Genomic DNA, 17,789 nt, shown 5'->3' with positions numbered 1-17,789 from the left:
CAAGAAACGCGCGCGGGTGACTGAAATGGGAAGGGACACGCCCGTCCATGAATATCCGTTTTCTGGAAACGGTGATCTGGCTGTCGGAACTGCGCAATTTCCGGGCGACGGCAGCGCGCCTCAATATGACGCCGGCGGCAATATCCAATCGTATCGGTGCCATGGAGCAGGAATTGGGCTTCCGGCTTTTCGATCGCGATGCCCGTGACGTGAACCTTACGGCGGAAGGCGAAGCTTTTGTCGAGGGTGCGCGCGATGTCGTGCGCCGTTACCACGATCTGGTAGAAAGCCTGAGCCCGCAAAACGGGCTGGAAGGAACGCTGAAGATCGGTATTGTTCCTAGCCTCGCCATGACCATATTGCCCGGAATTCTCGATATTGTCCGGCAGCGCTACCCGAAGATTCGTATCTCGATTACAACCTCCTCATCCAAAGGGATCGTGCAGAAGCTGGAGCAGCGGGAACTCGATATCGTTTTCGCCATAAGACCCGAACCCACACCCAATCTGCGTATTGTGGACATATGCACGTTCGGCATGTTCTGGATATCGCGCAGCAATCAGTTTCCCGGCGGGGCAGAGGATGTTTTATCACGCGAGGATCTGCTTGGCTGCAACCTCATTTCCTATGAGAGCGGCTCTTATAATTATCAGCAGATCATCAACTATTTCACCGAAGAGCGGCTGAAAGACGCAACCGTCCACTACTCCAACTCGCTCACCACAACGATCAACATGATTTCGGCAGGGGTCGGGATTTCCATAATTCCCCCCGTGGTGATCCAGAAGGAACTTCGGACGGGCGAGCTGCAGGTGCTGAATACCAATGCCTCTTTCCCCGCGACGAGCTATAGCGCTATCTATCTCGAAAGCGCGGCGACACGCCTGATCACGCTTGTGGCGAACATCGCCCGTGAAGCCGGGCGCAATTTCAGCGGTAATTTCAGCGATAGTCTCGCTTATCAGGATTAGGACCCGTCCCGCTATGCGGGATGGAGGCGCCGGGCGGGCATCTCCTCACAATAGAGGCCGACGATCTCTTCGGCGACCAGACGCTGCAATTCCCAGAGATTACGGTCACGAATACCTTTTTCTTCCAGATGCTTGACCGTGAGATAGAGATATTCGGCGCAGGACCCCATATGCCCGCAGGCACGTGCAAGCAGTCTGGCCACGGATGCGAGAGGCATGTTCTCGGAAAGCCTGTCTCCACGCGGGCCCGCCCAGAAGACGAGTGCGCGCACGGGCCCAGCTTGCGTTTCGACCGAAATCCAACGAATGGAATAGGCATCGTCAATCGAGCTGATTTCTCGTCGTATCATTCTGCGCAATTGCCCCAGACGGTCCTCATCCGACAGCCGAAATACAATGCCCTTGCAACTGCCGCCCCGCCGAAGGGCGAGCATCAGTCCGGGCTGGGCTATCGTCGCCCGCCAGCGCGTCAGCCGAAGGCAGAAAGAACGATGCCAGCCGCTCGCCGTTCCGGCGCGCGAGTCCACTGCATCGAAATCAGGTTTCCAGATCAACGAACCATAGGCGAAAACCCAGAGTGGGCCGTCTCCTGCTTCGTGAAGGAGCTGTCCCGCCAGTTCGTCGACATCGCTGTCGGTGATCGGCGCGCGGCCTGGATCAGGACCCCGATCAACCTCAAGCCGAAGGCTCAGCGAAACAAGTTCCTCGGTCAAAGCCATCCGGGATATATCGGCTGAAGGCACGGCACATGCGGGATGATCATAATTTCGGGTCATTCTTTCAGGTCAAACCATCTCCATGAGGCGTCGGCTCAGACGCTCGCATTTTTGCGCATGTCATCAAGCTGTCTTAGCGACGAAAACAACGATTCCCGGTCTCGCAGATGTTCTTCATAGAGAGACACAAAGATGGAATTCGTGGTCACGTGCGGCTCGGGTGCGGACTGGGCGCGGCGCAGGCTGTTGTTGGCCTTGCGCTTGGCATCTTCCACTTTGGCAAGCAATTCCTGAAGCCTGCCGGAATTGCCAAACGCATGAACAGCGGCTTCCGGTGCGCTTGTATTCAATGTCGAGTGGATCATGGTCTGCATCTCCAATGGCAAGATATAGAACTGATCGTGGCGTCCGTTTATGATATAATGATGTTGTAAAATGTACTAAATTACATTCTTGTGATGATGTGTTTCGGGCGCCGATCCGAGGAATAATTGCATTTCTTGCTGCTGAAATTTTTAGCATCGTTGCCGCGTCGGGAACGAGGCATTCAATGCCAAAACATCCAGTCAACAGGGAAAAATCGCATGGTCTCGCTGTGGTGAGCGAGATTTCCGAGGCGCAGGGAAGCTGGCTTCATGCTGGCCTCTAATCAGCGTCATGATTCATGAACGGCAGTAGATCGACCGTGTCAATCGACGTCGGCTCAACAGGCTTTCCGTCCGGCTTGGCGAAAATCATCACCGCGAAGCAGTAAATCAGAAACACCGCGACCCCGATGGCTATGAAGCTGACAAAGATGACTGACCAGTCGAACATTCCCGCAGCTTGGCGCAGTTCGCTGGTCAATACAATCGCCTGAAATTTGTCGTGCACAGCAGAACCCGTGCCAAGTCGCACCGGGCGAAGCGGCTATGATCAGAAAGGCGACGTCCCTTAGGTGCGTCACTTCTTGTGGATCTCGATCCAGGTGATGCCGAAGACGACGGCGCTGACGGCCAGGATCGCAGTCAATTCTATCCAAAAGAGAAACTGCATCTCTATGTCCTCCAGTATGGTTAACAAACAACGAACGAAAAAGTTCATCCGAATGTCTGTCCCAAATCCCGAAGTTCTACCGAGCAACGGACCCTTCCGCTCAGCCTATCGAGACAAGCTCGCGGGAAAGAGTATTCATTGTTTCCGACCCGTCAGCGGTGATGAGGAATTGTTCCTCGATCATCAGAGCCCCCAGCCCGTTTGCGTAGAACGGGGCCTCTACAGCCAGCACCATGTTCGGTTCAAAGACCATGGTATTGCCGTGCGAGAGGAAAGGCCATTCCTCTATCCCGAGCGCGGAGCCCACCGAGTGCCCGAAATGGCCGCGGTAATAGTCGCTAAAGCCATGACGCCGCATGGTGGTGAGCATCGCTTCATGGACCTGTCCGAATGTATTTCCAGGCTTCAGCAAGGCGATACCGGCGTGGAAAGTTTCCCGAAGCGCGTCGTAAATCTGCTTGGCCAGCGGAGCGGGTTCACCGTAGACATAGGTGCGCGCTCCATCGGAAGAGTAGCCGTTCACCAGCGTACCGACATCGGCCTTGATGAGACCGCCTTCCGCCAACTGTGCCGCCGGGTTCTGGAGGTTCGGTCCGACCGAGATATAGGCCCAGTTACCGGACAGGCTCTGACCTTTCGCCTCGGCGGCACTTGTTGCTCCCGCGAGCCAGACGTCGCTAAGCTCTGCTGCCGTGGCGCCACGCCGCGCTGCCGTCGCCATTTTCTGCAAACCGCTTTCCGCATAATGTGCGGCATTGCGTAAAAAATCGATCTCTCTCGCGCTTTTTATCAGGCGCAACTGCTTGACGATGCCGGAAGCATCACACCAACGGACCGAAGGCAGGGCTGCTTTCAGACGCTCAAAATCAGCAGCAGGTACGAATTCAAGGTCAATCCCGAGGCTCGCCCGTGCGAGACCCCGTTCGGCAATCATGTCGGCAAGCAGATGAAAGGCTGCGTTCTGGTCGAAGGTTTCCGGGCGCGGTCCGATATTGCCGCTGTTGCGATAAGCCGCGTTAATGTCTTCTATCGTACAAGCTCCGTGAACCGTGACGGCATCGATCCAGATTCTGTGCAAACGAACATCGATGTGATCAGTCATCGCGCCAGCCGCCCCCCGCGCCTGATCGCTGACAACGGCGCCAAGTTGTGCTGATGCGTCTGCGGGAACAAGCGCTATGGCCGACCCGGCGCGCCCCCACATTGTCGCCACGCCCGCCGTAATCCCGGTCGCATAGCGAAAGTTTTCGGGTTGAAAAAGCACCAATGCATCCAGCCCTTCCGCGGTGAGCAGTTTCTGTACGCGGTGCCGGTCCATATGGGTCATGACTGATCTCTTGCGGTTAGTGCTTTGCCGGTGCCTTATATCGGACGGCTTGCGTCGCCGTCTGGATGGTTTGTCCGATAGGTTGACACTTTATAGAATAAATTTCTAATAATTTTCATTATCTCACGGTGCCGCCGCTTACCGATGCTCTCGTGGTCGCGGTATAAACATTGCCAACGGAGAGCCCGAAAGGGCACTTTCCACGCAGGAGAATAATATGGGCGGCTTCAACACTCGTAATCGTAAATCCAAACTGGCCTATTGGGGGCTGAGCGCGGCATTGGCCATGACGCTTGGTGCCGGATCGTTCAGCCAGGCGCTGGCGCAGGAAAGCGACCCAGACGCGACAGTCAACATTGGTTCGCTCTACGAGCCGCAGAACCTCGACAATACCGCGGGGGCAGGCCAGGGTATCAACGAAGCTTTCAATGGCAATGTCTATGAGGCCCTGTTCCGGCTCGCTGACGACGGCAAGGTCGAGCCGGTCCTGTCGAAGGATTACAAGGTCAGCGATGACGGGCTCACCTATACGTTCAGGCTGCAACCGGGCGTGACGTTCCACTCGGGCGCGCCGCTGACTTCCAAGGATGTGAAGTTTTCCATCGAGCGCGTTGCCGCGCCGGAATCGAAAAGCTCGCGCAAAAGCAGCCTCAAATCCATTTCTGCCATTGAGACCCCTGACGATGAAACGGTCGTCGTCAAGCTGTCATCGCGCTCAATCTCCCTGCCATATAATCTCAGCTATGTATGGGTGGTGAACGACGAAGCCAAGGACTTGCAGTCGAAGGAAGACGGAACCGGACCTTACGAGCTGGAAGACTGGCGCCGTGGTTCGTCTCTTTCGATGAAACGCTTCGATAAATATTGGGGCGCCAAGCCGAAAAATGGTGAGGTGGTCTTTCAATATTTCACCGACGCCAGCGCGCTCAACAACGCCTTGCTGACAGGTTCTGTCGATATTATCACGTCGGTTCAAAGCCCGGATTCGCTGGCCCAGTTCAAGGACAATCCGGACTTCACAGTCAGCGAGGGGCAGTCCACTACCAAGCTGCTTTTGGCCTATAATGACCGCGTTGCGCCGTTCGACAATGTGAAAGTTCGCAAGGCGCTCGCTCGCGCCATCGACGATCAGAAGCTCCTGAAGGCCGTATGGGGCGATTATGGGACGTTGATCGGTTCCTTCGTACCGCCAACCGACCCGTGGTATGTCGATCTTACAAAGGTCGACGCCTATGATCCTGAAAGCGCCAAGGAGCTTTTGAAGGAAGCCGGTTATCCGGACGGCTTCACCTTCACCATCGACACGCCAAACTATGACCCGCACCCGATTGCCGCGCAGTTTATCCAGAGCGAGCTGGCCAAGATTGGGATAACGGTCAAGATCAATGTCATCACCGCCAATGAGTGGTACACGAAGGTCTACAAGGCGCATGATTTCCAGGCCACCCTGCAGGAGCATGTGAACCACCGCGACATCGTGTTCTACGGCAATCCCGATTTCTACTGGGGCTACAACAATCCGAAGGTTGTCGATCTCATCAAGGAAGCGGAAGCAAGCACGACCACGGACGAACAGACTGCGAAACTGACGGAAGCCAACAAGATCATTGCCGAGGATGCGGCCAGCAACTGGTTCTACCTCTATCCGCAGATCGTCGTTTCGAAGAAATCCGTCAGCGGTTACCCGCTCAATGGTTTGAATTCGCAGTTCTTCGCTTCCGACATCGTGAAGGCGGAGTAACAATAACCGCCTGTCGATATCGAGAACATGAACTCGACAGACAGCGCCGCCTGAATTAGTTTCCGGCGGCGTTGTCGCATTTGCACGAGGGTCTGAGCGCTGCCCCTCACATCGGAGAGGTAAACGCTATTTTCGCCTACATCATACGCCGCTCGGCCATATTGGTTCTGTCGGTTTTCATAGCATCAATCGTCTTGTTTCTGCTGCTGCGCCTGTTGCCGGGCGATCCCGCCAATGCGCTTGTTTCCGTCGGCGCGGATGCAGCGCAGATTGAAGCCGCACGCAAACAGGTCGGTTCGGACCTGCCGCTCTACGAACAGTTTTTGCGCTTTATCGGCAGCCTCTTGCGCTTCGATCTTGGCAATTCCTTTGTCAGTGGAGCACCGGTTCTTGGTGAGATCGGTAAACGGTTGATCGTGACCGTGCCATTGACGCTGATGGCATTCGTCGTTGCAATCATGATCGCCGTGCCACTCGGTATTCTTTCGGTTGTGCGTCAGAACCGCTGGTATGGAACGGTGATATCCGTCGTCTCCCAGTTGGGCATCGCCGTGCCGGTTTTCTGGATCGGCATTCTGCTGGTCTGGGTTTTTGCCGTTAAGTTGAGGCTGTTTCCCTCCGGTGGCTTTCCATCGCGCGGTTGGCAGACAGCGCCTGCCGCGTTCCAGTCGCTTGTATTGCCAGTCGCTACCATTGCCATCGTCATGTCGGCGTCTTTGATCCGTTATGTTCGTTCCGCCACGCAGGATGTGCTTGGCAGCGATTATCTTCGCACCGCGCGTGCGCTTGGCGCGACGTTCTCGCAGGCGCTTGTACGCCACGGTATCCGCAACGGCGCGGTGCCCGTGATCTCCATTCTGGGGATCGAACTTGCATCGACATTGCTGGGCGCGGTTGTGGTCGAACGTGTATTTTCACTCCCCGGCCTCGGCTCGATGCTTCTGCTGGGCATAGAGCAGCGCGACTATCCCAATGTTCAGGGCGTGCTGTTTGTCTCGACGCTTCTGGTGCTGCTGGTCGGCTTTGCTGCCGACCTGCTGCAACGCCTGATTGATCCGCGCTTGCGCCAGCGCTCCGCAGGAGGCGGCGCATGACGAAACCGGCCAACATGACGATTTCCCATCGCGATGAAAAACCGGTCTATCGACTGCCATGGCCGCTGGTTGCCGGTGGATTGCTGCTCGGGTTGCATCTGGCTCTCGCTCTTCTCACGCTGGTCTGGACGCCCTACGGCGTCGGGGAAATGGTGGGCGGTCGGCTGGAGGCTCCTTCATGGCTGCATTGGGCTGGCACGGATCGTCTGGGACGCGATCTGATGACGCAAATCATGATCGGTTCGCGCATTGCGCTTGTCGTCGGCTGCGGGGCCATCGCGATCAGCGCGGTGATTGGCGTGACGCTGGGCGTCCTTGCAGCATTTGCGACGCAGACGCTCGATGACGTACTGGCTGCAGCGCTCGATATTCTGATTGCCTTTCCGACACTTTTGCTGGCCATGCTGATCGTGGCTTCCAGCGATGGCGCGAGCCTCACAACAGCCATGGTAGCCATCGGTATTGCCGGATCGGCGATTGTGGCGCGTCTGACCCGCATTCTCGCCAAGCGGGTCCTGGCGATGGATTACATCACGGCATCGCGCATTTCCGGCACTTTGTGGTTCGGATTGGTTCGCATCCATGTGCTGCCGAATATCTGGCCGACCCTGATCGTCAATTTTGCGCTTCAGTTCGGGCTGGCAGTTATCGCGGAAGCATCGCTTTCATATCTTGGTCTCGGCGCTCCGCCGCCCAACTCATCCTGGGGGCGGCTTCTGCAGGAAGCACAGGCGTCAGTTTATACGGCGCCCTTCGGTGCCATAGCGCCTGGCCTGGCGCTGGTGTCGCTGGTGATCGGGCTCAATCTGTTCGCAGACGGGCTGCGCGATGTGGCTGATCCGACCCGGAGGAGGCGACATTGACCGCTTTGCTGCAAGTAGAGAACCTTCATATCGAAACCGGCGACAAGCAGCTGGTATCGGGCGTCTCGCTGTCGGTCGGGCAGGGAGAACGGGTCGGCCTGATCGGTGAATCCGGTTCAGGCAAGTCGCTGACGGCACTTGCAATCATGGGGCTTTTGCCGGACGGGATGCGTGCAAGCGGATCGGTCATGCTCGATGACCGTCAGATCATCGGCGCGCGCGACCGTGATCTGGTTCCGTTACGCGGCCAGAGCGTCGCGACGGTGTTTCAGGAGCCGATGACGGCGCTCGATCCCCTGATGCGGATCGGCAAGCAGGTCGGTCTGGTCGTCCGCCGGCGCGCCGCAAGAGATGGCCGCAGGCTGGGAAAGAGTGAATTGAACGCACAGGTCCATGCACTTCTGGAACGCGTATCGCTGCCAGACCCGGAACGTATTGCCCGCTCCTGGCCGCATGAAATATCGGGCGGCCAGCGCCAGCGTGCGGCCATCGCCATGGCTCTTGCTTGCCGTCCCAAGCTTCTGATTGCGGATGAACCGACGACGGCGCTCGATGTCACGACACAAGCCGAGATTTTGAAACTGCTGGAGCAATTGGTACGCGACGAGGGGATGGGGCTACTGTTCATCAGCCACGATTTGCCGGTGGTGGCTACCGTTACCCAGCGCGCGCTGGTTCTGCGGCAGGGCCAACTCATAGAAGAAGGGCCGGTCACAAAGCTCTTCACCAATCCGCAGCAGGCTTATACGCAGGGGCTCGTGGCTGCTGCGCGGGCGTTCGATGCTGCGCTGGAGGTTGCGCGATGACGTTGATGAACCTTTCGCGTGTTTCGTTTGCCTATCCCGGCGGCAAGACGGTCCTGCATGACGTGGATCTGAAACTTGAGACGGGAAGCAATCTCGGCATTGTCGGTGAGTCCGGTTCCGGCAAGACGACCATGTTGAAATTGCTGCTCGGACTGCAGCCTGCCTCTTCGGGGAATGTTTCGTTTCGCGGCAATCGGCTGGATATTCGCAATCGCAGTTTCATGCGTGACTTTCGCCGTTCGGTGCAGGCGGTGTTTCAGGACCCCTATTCATCGCTCGATCCGCGTCAGCGTGTCTTCGATATAATCGCGGAACCGCTGCGATCTCTGAAAATCCAGACCGATATTGCGCAGGCCGTTGCGCAGGCGCTTGCTTCCGTCGATCTGCCTGCGGATGCGGCTCGCCGCTATCCGCACGAGTTTTCCGGTGGCCAGCGCCAGCGCATCGCCATTGCCCGGGCGATCATCTCGCAGCCCGACCTCATCATCGCCGACGAGGTGGTGAGTGCTCTGGACCTCACGACGCGCGCCCGTATCATCGAACTTATGCGTGCTCTTTCAGATCGGACCACTTTCGTCGTGGTGTCGCACGATATTGCGCTGGTCGCCCTGCTATGTGAACGGCTGATCGTTCTGGAAAAGGGCCGGATCGTGGAACAGGGCAATACGCGGGATATTCTTTCCGACCCGCAGCATAGCTATACGAGAAAGCTTCTGACGAGTTTGCCGCGGATGCCCGAACAGGCTTCCTGAGCGCCAAAACTGGAAAGGAGCGGCATGACCGCTCCTTTCCTGATGCAATCCGCAAATCGTAAAGATGTTACTTGCGCAGTTCAGCCTCGATCTGATCGAGAACCTGATCCTTGCCGATGCCGGTGAGGAAGGGCAATCCCTTGATGACAGGCTTGGTCACCGAAGCTGAAATGGGTGTGGTGGAAACAATGAAATCCACGTTGTCGGCCAGCGAAGCAACTTCCGTTGCCTTCGCCTGCTGGGCATTGAAGGTAAGCCCGCGTTTTTTCATTTCTTCGGTAACAGTCGCGTTCACTGCCGTGGATGTCGCTATACCCGTGCCGCAAGCGAAGAGAATTGTTTTTATTTTGGCCATGGGTTCCTCCAAGTTGGTGCATTGAGAACGGGTTTCGGCTCTGATTTAATCAGTGCCTGTTTATTGAAGCGCGGTTTGAACGTCTTCAAGCGTGCGCGCCGCTTTCAGCCTGTCGAGTGCATCAGCATCCTGAATGGTCGCCATGATCTGCTGCAAGGTTTCAATTTGTTTGTCCTTGTCGTTGATGGCAAGCAGAAAGACATATCCGACAGGAACCGCTTCTTCAGGGTCTTCCATATTGGCAAATTCAATCGGCGATTTCAGCGTTGCGAAGGCAATGCCTGCCTTGAGGACATGCTCGGGGTCGGTGTGAGGCACGGCAACGTTCTCGTCGCGCTCAAGCGGCAATCCGGTCGGCATCGACAATTCGCGACTGACGACGGCATCGGCATAGCTTGGCTTTACATAACCGAGCTTTTCCAGCTTGCCCGCTAGAATACGGATGATTTCTTCATTGGTCTTTGCTTCGCTCTGAAGCTCGATTGCCTGTGGGTCGAGAAAATCTATCAGGCCGGCTGGCATTGCACTCTCCGTTTTAAACAAGATCGCACGTCGAGACCGACGTGCGATCTTTACCTCTTGCGCCGATCGTTGCCGCCGTCAGGCAGCAATTTCGTCGGTCGGTTCGTCCTCGGCGCCTGCCGCGCGTTCCCATGCCAGTGTGTTGCGACGATAGAGCATGAAAAGTGCTGCAATAACAACGGCGATCACAGCGATACCAATAGCACCAAGCCACTGGATGGCCGAGATGATGACATATGGCACCCACAGAAAACCATCGACTACAGACGTAATCTGCAGGGCGTTTTCAGGCAGCTTGAAGCCCGACGAAACGGCAGCGCTCGTGAACAAAGGCGCAAGCGCATTGGCCACATAGAAGCCGATGGCCAGCGTAATCGTTCCGACGACGACCATGCGGAAAACGTTTCCTTTCAGAAGCGGCGCAGTCATGGCGACAATGAACGGAATGACAGCAAGATCGGCGAACAGGATCACGCGGTTGCCCGGCAGGATGACCGACAGGATGATCGCAATCGGCACGAGAATGAGCGAGGATGAAATCGCCGCCGGATGTCCGATGAGAATTGCCGAGTCGAGGCCGACCAGAAGTTCACGGTCGCCGGTGCGCTTGCGCACGAACTCCTGCGCAGCATCCGATACCGGCAGCAGGCCTTCCATGAGGATTTTGACCATGCGGGGCAGCAGCAGCATAACGGCTGCAAGCGTCATGCCCGTGCCGAGAACCTTGGCGAGAATGGTTCCGAAGTCGCCCGCATTGTAAAATGCTATGAGGCCGAGCACCAAGCCGATGATCAGGCCAAGCACGACCGGTTCGCCGAACACGCCGAAGCGGCGTTCGATGGTTTCGGTGCTGATATTGATTTTGTTGATGCCGGGAATGCGGTCCATGATCCAATTGAGGATGATCGCAATCGGCAGAATCTGCGCGGAAGCCAGATGCGGCACGGAGACGCCCGGTACGCCATAGAATTGCTGAACTGCGCGCGCGGACCAGTCTGCGAACAACAGCGATAGAGCGGCAACGAGCGCTGCAATGATGATGCCATAGGCGAGATTGTCGGTTGCAGCGACAACCAGTGAGCCGACAAAGGCAAAGTGCCAGAAATTCCACACGTCCACATTCAGCGTGCGCGTCCAGCGCAGCAGCAGAAGCACGATGTTGACGAGAATGCCGACCGGTATGACCCACAGGCCCACCGATGAGCCAAAGGCGATTGCCGCAGCGGATGGCCAGCCGACATCGACAATATCGCGCTTGATGCCGGTATTGGTGACGATAGCCTGTGCCACTTCACCGATGGAGGTGAACATGAGGCCCAGAACCAGATTGATGCCGATGAAAGCCACACCGATGGTTACGGCTGCGCGGAAGGCTTTGCCCACTTTCGCGCCGAGGATGACGGCAATGATGAAAATGACGATGGGCAGCAGAACCGTTGCCCCAAGTGTGTCGATTGCCGATTTCAACCCGCTCAGAAATGCGTCCATTTATTTCTCCTCCCCCCGGAGCACTTTCCCAAAGTGCGCCGAGCCAACAGAACGCTGTTATTAGCTCGCACGTATCGACGTTTCAAAATGTGAACGAGGCGAAACGGCAGAACATTTGTATTCTATATCAAACCAAAGTTGAATAACAATATGGCATCTGAGTGCGAAGGATGACACCATGAGAATGAACACTAGTGTTGACTTAGAAACAAATGTTCATTAATCGATAAGACATCAGAGGAGCCTGCGAGAGTTATTGCAGGGACGATCAGGAGGAAACGATGGCAACCAATGTGGCGTTGACAGGTTTGGCGCGCGATATGCAGGCACGCGCGGATAGCGGCCGACCGATCCGCATTGGTCTGATCGGTTCGGGCGAGATGGGTACCGATATCGTCACGCGCGTTGCGCATATGCCGGGCATCGAGGTTGGCGCCATCTCCGAACTGCGCATTCCCAATGCCCTGAAAGCCGTCGACATTGCTTTCCAGGAAGAAGGACATGGCCGCGAGGTTTCGACCGCTTCCGATCTGACCGTCGCCATGGAGGCGCACAAGGTTGCCGTAACCGACAACGCCGATTTGATCCTTGAAAACGACCTTATCGACGTCGTGATCGATGCAACCGGGGTTCCCGCTGTCGGCGCTGAAATCGGCCTGCGCGCCATGGAGCATGGCAAGCATCTTGTCATGATGAATGTCGAAGCGGATGTGACAATCGGCGCTTACCTGAAAGCGGAAGCCGAACGTCTCGGCGTCACCTATTCGCTGGGAGCTGGTGATGAGCCGTCGTCATGCATGGAGTTGATCGAGTTCGTGACGGCGATGGGCCATCCGATTGTGGCCGCTGGAAAGGGCAAGAACAATCCGCTCAACATCGATGCTGTTCCCGACCAATATCTGGAAGAAGCCACGCGCCGAAACATGAATGTGCGCATGTTGGTGGAATTCGTGGATGGTTCGAAAACCATGGTCGAAATGGCCGCCATTGCCAACGCCACGGGGCTTGTCCCGGATAAGGCTGGCATGCATGGCCCTGCTGCAACGCTTGATCAGCTCAACAAGACGCTGATCCCCGAAAAGGACGGCGGCGTGCTGTCGAGGGTCGGCGTGGTCGATTACTCGATCGGCAAGGGCGTCGCTCCGGGCGTATTCGTTGTCGCCGACATGTCGCATCCGCGTATTTCCGAGCGCATGGAAGACTTGAAAATGGGCAAGGGTCCATATTTCACATTCCATCGGCCATATCATCTGACTTCCCTCGAAGTGCCGCTCACCTGTGCCCGGGTGGTGCTCTACGGCAAGCCGGACATGGTGCCGCTTTCAAAGCCGGTCGCGGAAGTGGCCGCGGTTGCAAAGAAGGACATGCAGCCCGGCGAAAAGCTCGATGCCATTGGCGAATATTGCTACCGCGCCTGGATCATGACTTCGGGCGAGGCGCGCAGCGCGCACGCAATCCCCTGCGGGCTTCTGCAAGGTGGCAGCGTGACCAAGCCGATCAAAAAGGGCGAGCTCATCACTTACGATAATGCGGCTGTGGCTCCCGGTTCCAAGATTGCCGAACTGCGTGCACGTCAGGATAAGCTCGTCTACGGAGCGTGAGGACAAACATCATGGTTCAAGCCAAAAAAGTCGAACCGCAGGATACGGGCGACCGCCACAACTTGCCTTACGCCTTCCGCACCTATTCGCCGGATCAATTGAAAGAAGCGCTGCACAAGATGTATCTCATCCGCCGCTTTGAGGAAGGTGCGGAGGAAAGCTACACGCGCGGCCTCATTCATGGGACGATGCATCTTTCCATCGGGCAGGAAGCAAGCGCGATGGGATCGTGTCTGCCGCTCAATGACGACGACATGATTACCTCGACCCATCGCGGTCACGGCCACTGCATCGCCAAGGGCGCGGACGTGAAGCGCATGTTTGCCGAGTTCTTTGGCAAGGAAACCGGCTATTGCAAGGGCCGTGGCGGCTCAATGCATATCGCCGATGTTTCCAAGGGAAACCTTGGCGCGAACGGTATTGTCGGTGGCGGTATTCCGATTGCGGTCGGCGCTGCGCTTTCTGCCAAGAAGCAAAAGAACGGCAAGGTTGTCGTGTCGTTCTTCGGGGACGGCGCGAACAACGAAGGTGCTTTCCACGAAGCTCTCAATATGGCCTCCGTCTGGAAGCTCCCGGTTGTTTTCGTTTGCGAAAACAACGGTTACGGTATGTCCACCTCCACCAAGCGCTCGACAGCGGTTGCCAATGTTGCCGACCGTGCATCGGCCTATAACATGCCGGGCGTGATCGTGGATGGCAATAATCTGTCGGAAGTGGCTGAGGCCGTCAGCGAGGCCACTGAACGCGCGCGGCGCGGCGAGGGACCTACGCTGATTGAAAACAAGACTTACCGTATCCGTGGCCATTCCAAGAGCGACCGCAACCGTTATCGCACCAAGGAAGAGATCGAGCATTGGCAGAATGATCGCGATCCAATCGCGCATTTTGAGGCCGATCTGAAAGCTTATGGTTTCATCAGCGATGCCGAGATCGAGGCGATACGCGCAGAAGTGGAGAAGGAAATCGCCGAAGCGATCGAATTCGCCAAGAACAGCCCCGCGCCTGATTTGACCAACCTGACCCGCGACGTTTACACGGACGATATTTGAACATGGACACGACAATCCGTGAGTTGAGCTATTCGCAAGCCATTCAGGAAGCCATGGCGATTGCCATGGAGCGCGACGAGCGCGTGTTCCTGATGGGCGAGGATATTGGCGTGTATGGCGGCGCTTTTCAGGTGACCGGTGACCTTGTCCATCGCTTCGGTGAAGACCGGGTCATGGATACGCCTATTTCGGAACTGGGGGGTGCCGGCGTTGCTGTCGGTGCGGCGCTGACCGGCATGCGTCCGATCTTCGAGTTCCAGTTTTCCGACTTTGCAGCGCTTGGTATGGAGCAGATCGTCAATCAGGCGGCAAAAATCCGCTACATGCTTGGCGGCGCTGTTTCCGTGCCGCTCGTCATGCGTTTTCCGGCGGGCTCCGGGACGGGGGCAGCGGCGCAGCATAGCCAGAGCCTTGAGGCATGGCTCGGCCATGTGCCGGGGTTGAAGGTCTTGCAACCTTCAACGCCGCATGATGCCAAAGGCATGTTGCTGGCAGCCGTCGAAGATCCGGACCCCGTCATGATCTTTGAGCACAAGCTGCTCTATAAAATGAAAGGCCCGGTGCCTGAAGGCTTTTACACTGTCCCTATCGGCAAGGCGGAAGTGGTCCGTGAAGGCCGCGACCTGACCATTGTTGCAACGGCGATCATGGTGCACAAGGCGCTCGATGCGGCTGGCGAACTTGCGCGGGAAGGGATCGACGTTGAAGTGATCGACCTGCGTACTGTACGTCCGATCGATCGCGAAACCATCATTAAAAGCGTCAAGAAGACGTCCAGACTGCTCTGCGTCTATGAAGCTGTGAAAACCCTTGGTATCGGCGCTGAAATCTCTGCAATAGTGGCGGAAAGTGACGCTTTTGATTACCTTGATGCGCCAATCGTGCGTCTTGGCGGTGCCGAAACTCCAATTCCATACAATCCCGATCTCGAACGCGCGACTGTTCCACAAGTACCCGACATTCTGAAAAGCGCTCGCGATCTGGTTAAGGGAGTGCGCTGACCATGGCTGTGGAAGTCATTCTCCCCAAGGTCGATATGGATATGGAGACGGGGCAGATTTCGCGATGGTATGCCAAGGACGGCGATACCGTCACGAAAGGTCAGCTTCTCTTTGAAATCGAGACTGACAAGGCTGCGATGGAAGTCGAAGCGCCCGCATCGGGCATCATCGCAGATATCAGCGCTGCTGAAGGGGCGGTTGTGCCTGTCGGTCAGGCCGTCGCCTGGATTTATGACGAAGGCGAAGAACGCAACGCCACGTCCGAGCCTGTTACCGAAGAGCCGATTGTTGCGCCAGTCGAAACGGTCGCTGAACCGGTAGCTCAGAAACAGGTTGCCTCCAAATCCGACGAAACGGGTTCAAACAACGATGTGCGGGCAACGCCGCTCGCTCGCAGGCTTGCGCGTGAAGCCGGCATCGATCTGGCTGCGGTTCAGGGCTCGGGTCCGAAGGGCCGCGTACAGAAGAAGGATGTCGAAGGCGACGTCGGCAATTTGAAGCCTGCGATCCCAGCTAAATCGTTTGCAAGCAAGAATGCGGAACCAACCGCGCTCGGCCGGCTCAATGCAGTCTGGCTGCGTGAGGGGGAAGCAGGGCGTTTGCCGATTGTTCTGCTCCACGGTTTTGCAGCTGATCTCAATTCGTGGCGGGGATTGTTTGCAGGTGCATCGCTCGGCCATCCTATCCTGGCGCTTGATCTTCCGGGACACGGTAATTCACCGCGTACCGTTCCTGAAAGTATCGATGACATTGCCGCCGCAGTGGAAGCGACACTCGGGTCCCTGAGCGTGAGTTCGTGCCTTCTGGTTGGGCATTCGCTCGGCGGTGCGGTGGCGACCCTCATCGCAGCGCGCGGTGTTGTCGATGTGCGTTCCTTGCTGCTGATCTCGTCGGGCGGGTTGGGACCCCAGATCAACGGTGCCTTTATCAAGGGGCTTGTCGGCGCGAAAAGCGAAGCCAGCATCGTTCCCTGGCTGAAGCTGCTCGTCGTCGACGAGAACCAACTGACCAGGCCGTTCATCAATGCAACAGTTGCGCAGGCTGCCGATACGGAACTGCGCAATACGCAGGAAGCGATTGGCGCCCGATTCTTTGCAGATGGCACGCAAACCTTCGAGGTTCGCTCAAGCATTGCAGCTCTTGCGATGCCGGTGCGGCTTATCTTCGGAGCGGAAGACCGGGTTATTCCCGTTGCTCACGCGCATGGTCTGCCGGGCAAAGTTGGCGTCCACATCTTCGCAGGTTGCGGACATATGCCACAAATCGAGGAGCGGGCTGCGGTGCTGCAAATCCTGAAAGAGTGCGCAGCCGCTGCCTAACCAAGATAATCAAGAACAGCACATCGCTTTGCAGCGATGTGCTGTCTCTCATTCCGCTTGCACCTTTTCACGGAGCATCTGTGCGGCACTTTCTTCATCGGTGATGAGAACGGTCGGTTTCAGAAGCTTTATTGCCCCAAGCAGGGCTGCAATCTTCTCTTTTCCGCCTGATGTGAGGATACGCTGCGGCGTCTTTTGAAGGCTCTCGATCTTCGCCGACATGACACGATCATGGACCGGATCATCGACGATCTTGCCGTCCTTGTCATAGAAGTGGAACAATACGTCGCCGACGGCACCGTTTTCGATGAGCGACAGTTTCTGCGCCTCATCGATCAGTCCCACACGATAAGATGTGCTGCTGGCGGTTTGAATATCGCCGACGCTGAGCAGAACCATGTCCAGTTCTTCGGCCATGTCGAGCACGGTGTTCAGGCCGCAGCGCTCAATGAGGGCAATGCGGGTTTCCTTGCTGTCGACGAGAGCCGGGGCGGGAATCAGATAGCCTTCGCCTTGAAAAATCTGCGCGAATTGCCAAGCAAATTCCGGCGGATTGGAACGGCGTGGCTGTACGATGCCGCCGAGCAGGGAAATGACCTTCAGATCGTTGAGCGGACGCGCGCCGATATGTTGCAGGGTGCTGGAAAGGGTACGTCCCCAGCCGACCCCTATCGTCATGCCGTGCTGCACCTTTTCAGAAAGATAGGCGCCAGTGGCGGCGCTGATCGGCGGGATAGGGTCGATATCAGGCGAAGAGAGGGGAGCGACGATGGCGCGCTCGAGGCCGAAGGTCTTTTCAAGCTCGACCTCAAGAGATGTCAGGCTTGCCAGCTTGCCCTCGATAGTAATCTTTACTTCATTGCGAGCACGGGCATCAGCCAGAAGGCGAACGATTGTGACACGTCCTACCCCGAGCGCTTCCGCAATGTCATTCTGGGTCATTTGTTCAACATAATACATCCACGCAGCACGTGTCCGCAGCCGGCTTGTACGGTTTTCGGCGGCCACACCTTCCGATCCGATGATGAGATCTGCCGTTTCCGGATTCTTCTGGGTCTTTCTGCCAGCCTTTTTCAAAACCATCCCTCAAATTAATGGCGTAATACTGCATTATAGAAGCGCTGTTCTTACACCGAAACTATTGCTTTT

The 17,789-nt window shown here is 56.7% G+C and carries 18 protein-coding genes; 10 read left to right on the top strand and 8 right to left on the bottom strand.

The features are described 5' to 3' along the window. Nucleotides 1-47 precede the first annotated feature (47 nt). On the top strand, nt 48-971 hold the full coding sequence (locus J9800_RS04640) for a LysR family transcriptional regulator (RefSeq protein ID WP_114217025.1): 924 nt from the start codon (nt 48-50) through the stop codon (nt 969-971). An 11-nt stretch (nt 972-982) separates the two neighbouring features. Here the strand turns inward: J9800_RS04640 and J9800_RS04635 are convergent, their stop codons facing one another. The 4 genes from J9800_RS04635 to J9800_RS04620 all read right to left on the bottom strand — a co-directional run bounded on the left by J9800_RS04635 (nt 983) and on the right by J9800_RS04620 (nt 4,049). Further along, the gene (locus tag J9800_RS04635) at nt 983-1,747 is read right to left on the bottom strand and encodes a gamma-glutamylcyclotransferase (RefSeq protein ID WP_114217026.1); all 765 of its coding nucleotides are present in this window, start codon (nt 1,745-1,747) and stop codon (nt 983-985) included. Between the two features lie 35 nt (nt 1,748-1,782). Beyond that, nucleotides 1,783-2,052 carry a hypothetical protein gene (locus J9800_RS04630; RefSeq protein ID WP_114217027.1) on the bottom strand — a complete coding sequence of 90 codons (270 nt, stop codon included), beginning with the start codon at nt 2,050-2,052 and terminating at the stop codon, nt 1,783-1,785. 280 nt (nt 2,053-2,332) lie between these two features. Then, nucleotides 2,333-2,533 (bottom strand): hypothetical protein, encoded by a 201-nt coding sequence (locus J9800_RS04625; RefSeq protein ID WP_114217028.1) that lies wholly within the window; start codon nt 2,531-2,533, stop codon nt 2,333-2,335. A gap of 289 nt (nt 2,534-2,822) precedes the next feature. Beyond that, complete coding sequence (locus tag J9800_RS04620) at nt 2,823-4,049, bottom strand: M24 family metallopeptidase (RefSeq protein ID WP_210845631.1); 1,227 nt, start codon at nt 4,047-4,049, stop codon at nt 2,823-2,825. A gap of 217 nt (nt 4,050-4,266) precedes the next feature. Here J9800_RS04620 and J9800_RS04615 point away from each other — a divergent pair, with 217 nt between their 5' ends. The 5 genes from J9800_RS04615 (at nt 4,267) to J9800_RS04595 (ending at nt 9,305) form a co-directional block, all read left to right on the top strand. Beyond that, nucleotides 4,267-5,790 carry an ABC transporter substrate-binding protein gene (locus tag J9800_RS04615; RefSeq protein WP_114217031.1) on the top strand — a complete coding sequence of 508 codons (1,524 nt, stop codon included), beginning with the start codon at nt 4,267-4,269 and terminating at the stop codon, nt 5,788-5,790. 140 nt (nt 5,791-5,930) lie between these two features. Beyond that, a complete protein-coding gene (locus J9800_RS04610) occupies nt 5,931-6,884 on the top strand; it encodes an ABC transporter permease (protein ID WP_286167646.1) in 954 nt (317 codons plus the stop codon). Continuing rightward, the gene (locus tag J9800_RS04605) at nt 6,881-7,747 is read left to right on the top strand and encodes an ABC transporter permease (RefSeq protein ID WP_114217032.1); all 867 of its coding nucleotides are present in this window, start codon (nt 6,881-6,883) and stop codon (nt 7,745-7,747) included. Before J9800_RS04610 ends, J9800_RS04605 begins: the two co-directional genes overlap by 4 nt. Beyond that, nucleotides 7,744-8,553: an ATP-binding cassette domain-containing protein gene (locus J9800_RS04600; protein ID WP_114217033.1), complete on the top strand. Its 810-nt coding sequence runs from the start codon at nt 7,744-7,746 to the stop codon at nt 8,551-8,553. Before J9800_RS04605 ends, J9800_RS04600 begins: the two co-directional genes overlap by 4 nt. Then, nucleotides 8,550-9,305 carry an ABC transporter ATP-binding protein gene (locus J9800_RS04595; RefSeq protein WP_114217034.1) on the top strand — a complete coding sequence of 252 codons (756 nt, stop codon included), beginning with the start codon at nt 8,550-8,552 and terminating at the stop codon, nt 9,303-9,305. The genes J9800_RS04600 and J9800_RS04595 overlap by 4 nt, the downstream gene beginning before the upstream one ends. A gap of 67 nt (nt 9,306-9,372) precedes the next feature. Here J9800_RS04595 and J9800_RS04590 read toward each other — a convergent pair whose 3' ends face one another. The 3 genes from J9800_RS04590 to J9800_RS04580 all read right to left on the bottom strand — a co-directional run bounded on the left by J9800_RS04590 (nt 9,373) and on the right by J9800_RS04580 (nt 11,670). After that, nucleotides 9,373-9,660, bottom strand: a complete 288-nt coding sequence (locus J9800_RS04590) for a PTS sugar transporter subunit IIB (RefSeq protein ID WP_114217035.1) — start codon at nt 9,658-9,660, stop codon at nt 9,373-9,375. Between the two features lie 60 nt (nt 9,661-9,720). Next, a complete protein-coding gene (locus J9800_RS04585; RefSeq protein ID WP_114217036.1) occupies nt 9,721-10,182 on the bottom strand; it encodes a PTS sugar transporter subunit IIA in 462 nt (153 codons plus the stop codon). A gap of 78 nt (nt 10,183-10,260) precedes the next feature. Beyond that, nucleotides 10,261-11,670, bottom strand: a complete 1,410-nt coding sequence (locus J9800_RS04580; protein WP_114217037.1) for a PTS galactitol transporter subunit IIC — start codon at nt 11,668-11,670, stop codon at nt 10,261-10,263. Nucleotides 11,671-11,951: 281 nt separating this feature from the next. On the opposite strand from J9800_RS04580, the gene J9800_RS04575 reads away from it, so the two are divergent. From J9800_RS04575 to J9800_RS04560, 4 genes are read left to right on the top strand one after another with little or no spacing between them, the layout of a single operon-like run. Continuing rightward, nucleotides 11,952-13,271, top strand: a complete 1,320-nt coding sequence (locus J9800_RS04575) for an NAD(P)H-dependent oxidoreductase (protein WP_114217038.1) — start codon at nt 11,952-11,954, stop codon at nt 13,269-13,271. Nucleotides 13,272-13,282: 11 nt separating this feature from the next. Continuing rightward, entirely contained in the window at nt 13,283-14,320 is a 1,038-nt protein-coding gene (locus J9800_RS04570; RefSeq protein WP_114217039.1) for a thiamine pyrophosphate-dependent dehydrogenase E1 component subunit alpha, read from the top strand. 2 nt (nt 14,321-14,322) lie between these two features. Continuing rightward, nucleotides 14,323-15,321, top strand: a complete 999-nt coding sequence (locus J9800_RS04565; protein ID WP_114217040.1) for an alpha-ketoacid dehydrogenase subunit beta — start codon at nt 14,323-14,325, stop codon at nt 15,319-15,321. 2 nt (nt 15,322-15,323) lie between these two features. Next, a complete protein-coding gene (locus J9800_RS04560; RefSeq protein WP_114217041.1) occupies nt 15,324-16,640 on the top strand; it encodes an acetoin dehydrogenase dihydrolipoyllysine-residue acetyltransferase subunit in 1,317 nt (438 codons plus the stop codon). 48 nt (nt 16,641-16,688) lie between these two features. Here the strand turns inward: J9800_RS04560 and J9800_RS04555 are convergent, their stop codons facing one another. Beyond that, nucleotides 16,689-17,717 (bottom strand): sugar-binding transcriptional regulator, encoded by a 1,029-nt coding sequence (locus J9800_RS04555; protein ID WP_114217087.1) that lies wholly within the window; start codon nt 17,715-17,717, stop codon nt 16,689-16,691. Between the last annotated feature and the right edge of the window lie 72 nt (nt 17,718-17,789).

Source organism: Ochrobactrum sp. AP1BH01-1 (assembly GCF_018066705.1).
Classification (GTDB): Bacteria; Pseudomonadota; Alphaproteobacteria; order Rhizobiales; family Rhizobiaceae; genus Brucella.
This window is presented reverse-complemented; position numbering and strand designations above follow the sequence as displayed.

Excerpts from the sequence above, each read along its gene's own strand:
- J9800_RS04640 (WP_114217025.1), top strand. The coding sequence starts at position 48 with ATGAATATCCGTTTTCTGGAAACGGTGATCTGGCTGTCGGAACTGCGC.
- J9800_RS04635 (WP_114217026.1), bottom strand. The coding sequence starts at position 1,747 with ATGACCCGAAATTATGATCATCCCGCATGTGCCGTGCCTTCAGCCGAT.
- J9800_RS04630 (WP_114217027.1), bottom strand. The coding sequence starts at position 2,052 with ATGATCCACTCGACATTGAATACAAGCGCACCGGAAGCCGCTGTTCAT.
- J9800_RS04620 (WP_210845631.1), bottom strand. The coding sequence starts at position 4,049 with ATGACCCATATGGACCGGCACCGCGTACAGAAACTGCTCACCGCGGAA.
- J9800_RS04615 (WP_114217031.1), top strand. The coding sequence starts at position 4,267 with ATGGGCGGCTTCAACACTCGTAATCGTAAATCCAAACTGGCCTATTGG.
- J9800_RS04605 (WP_114217032.1), top strand. The coding sequence starts at position 6,881 with ATGACGAAACCGGCCAACATGACGATTTCCCATCGCGATGAAAAACCG.
- J9800_RS04595 (WP_114217034.1), top strand. The coding sequence starts at position 8,550 with ATGACGTTGATGAACCTTTCGCGTGTTTCGTTTGCCTATCCCGGCGGC.
- J9800_RS04590 (WP_114217035.1), bottom strand. The coding sequence starts at position 9,660 with ATGGCCAAAATAAAAACAATTCTCTTCGCTTGCGGCACGGGTATAGCG.
- J9800_RS04585 (WP_114217036.1), bottom strand. The coding sequence starts at position 10,182 with ATGCCAGCCGGCCTGATAGATTTTCTCGACCCACAGGCAATCGAGCTT.
- J9800_RS04580 (WP_114217037.1), bottom strand. The coding sequence starts at position 11,670 with ATGGACGCATTTCTGAGCGGGTTGAAATCGGCAATCGACACACTTGGG.
- J9800_RS04575 (WP_114217038.1), top strand. The coding sequence starts at position 11,952 with ATGGCAACCAATGTGGCGTTGACAGGTTTGGCGCGCGATATGCAGGCA.
- J9800_RS04570 (WP_114217039.1), top strand. The coding sequence starts at position 13,283 with ATGGTTCAAGCCAAAAAAGTCGAACCGCAGGATACGGGCGACCGCCAC.
- J9800_RS04565 (WP_114217040.1), top strand. The coding sequence starts at position 14,323 with ATGGACACGACAATCCGTGAGTTGAGCTATTCGCAAGCCATTCAGGAA.
- J9800_RS04560 (WP_114217041.1), top strand. The coding sequence starts at position 15,324 with ATGGCTGTGGAAGTCATTCTCCCCAAGGTCGATATGGATATGGAGACG.